The organism is Xanthomonas sp. SHU 308, assembly GCF_000364645.1.
In the GTDB taxonomy this organism is placed as follows: Bacteria; Pseudomonadota; Gammaproteobacteria; order Xanthomonadales; family Xanthomonadaceae; genus Xanthomonas_A; species Xanthomonas_A sontii.
The window spans coordinates 1-1,969 of record NZ_AQOK01000206.1; the positions used below are offsets into that span (position 1 = coordinate 1).

A 1,969-nucleotide genomic window follows, 5' to 3' on the forward strand; every position below is an offset into this window, starting at 1 on the left:
ATCGGCGGCCGCGGCCAGGCCTACGACCAGTACAACCAGCCGATCGTCGATGCCGACGGCAAGCCGGTACTGGTCGGCGCCAATGCCGGCGAGAACGCCACCGCGCTCGGCGCGGGCGCGCAGGCGACGGGCAGCGTCGCCACCGCCACCGGCTACGGTGCGCAGGCCACCGGCGACCACAGCACCGCCGGCGGCTACAAGGCGCGTGCGACCGGCAACTACAGCCTCGCGCAGGGCGACAACGCCTGGGCCAGCGGCGAGGACGCCAGTGCGGTCGGCGCCTACGCCTGGGCGACGGCCGATGGCGCGTCGGCGTTCGGCACCTCGGCCTGGGCCACCGGCACCAATGCCTCGGCGTTCGGTACCGGGGCGTGGGCCAGCGGCAGCGGCGCCACCTCGATCGGCTTCAACAGCTGGGCGCCGGGGCTGAGCGCTACCGCGGTCGGTCGCGGCGCGTTCGGCTACGGCAACTACAGCGTAGCGCTGGGCTTCCAGGCGCTGGGCAACCAGGTCAACACCATCGCCATCGGCACCAACACCGTGGCCGATGCGGAAAGCGCGATCAGCATCGGTGCCGGCAGCGAGGCCACCGCCGCCAATGCGGTGGCGCTGGGCGCCGGGGCGGTCGCCGACCGCGCCTACAGCGTGTCGGTGGGCAGTGCCGGGCAGGAGCGGCAGATCACCAACGTCGCTGCCGGCACCGAGGCCACCGATGCGGTCAACGTCGCCCAGCTGGATGCGGTGAAGCAGGCCGCGGCAGCGACCAGCAAGTACTTCCAGGCCAGCGGCAGCGCCGACAGCGATGCCGGCGCCCTGGTCGACGGCGACAATGCGCTGGCGGCCGGCGAGGCCGCCAACGCCACCGCCGACGGCGCCACTGCGCTCGGTGGCGGCGCCAATGCCGTGGCCGCCGGGGCGACCGCGATCGGCTTCAACGCCGTCTCCAGCGGGGTCGATGCGGTCGCGCTGGGCAACGCCAGCCAGGCGTCGGGCGAGAACAGCATCGCCATCGGCAGCAACGCCCAGGCCAGCGAGATCGGCGCCACCGCCAGCGGCGCCGGCGCGCAGGCCAGCGGCACCTATGCCACCGCCACCGGCAACGAAGCGGTGGCCTCGGACAACCAGGCCACGGCCACCGGCTTCCGCAGCGCCGCCTCGGGCATCGGCGCCACCGCGCTGGGCGGCTACAGCGAGGCCACCGGCTACCTGTCCTCGGCGCTGGGCTATGGTGCGCTCGCTTCGGGCAGCTACGGCACTGCGGTCGGCGTGTCCTCCACCGCGTCCGGCAGCAGCAGCGTGGCGGTGGGCGAGTACAGCGTGGCCTCCGGCGAGGAGAGCGTGGCGGTCGGCGGTACTTCGTTCTTCGGCCTGATCCCGGCCGAGGCCTTGGGCGCCAACAGCGCGGCGTTCGGTGCTGGTGCCGGCGCCACCGCCGACTTCAGCAGCGCGCTCGGCAGTCTCAGCTACGCCAGCGCCGACAGCGCCAGTGCGTTCGGCTACGGCGCCTATGCATCCGGCGTCAACAGCGTGGCCCTGGGCGCGAACTCCGAAGCGGCGCGCGACAACACCGTCTCGGTGGGCAGCGCCGGCAAGGAGCGGCAGATCACCAGCGTCGCCGCCGGCACCGAGGCCACCGACGCGGTCAACGTCGCGCAACTGAACGAGGTGAAGCAGTCCGCCGACGCCACCGGCAAGCAGTTCAAGGCCAGCGGCGGCAGCGACCCGGCCGATGATGTCGGCAGCTACGTGGAGGGCAATTACGCCACCGCCGCCGGCGAAGCCAGCAACGCCTACGGCACTGGTGCCTCGGCGTTCGGCAGCGGCGCGCTGGCGGGTGCCCGCTACGCCACCGCGTCCGGCTACAACGCCACCGCCACCGGCGAATCCAGCACCGCGATCGGCGGCTCGCTGTACTACACCGACGCGTCCGGCAACGTGCTGCTCGACGGCACCACCACCGCCAGTGCCA

General features: G+C 73.3%; 1 pseudogene. It reads left to right on the forward strand.

Annotated features, from left to right (window positions below):
* A pseudogene (locus tag D588_RS24295) lies at positions 1-1,969 on the forward strand (cell surface protein); the annotation flags it as partial.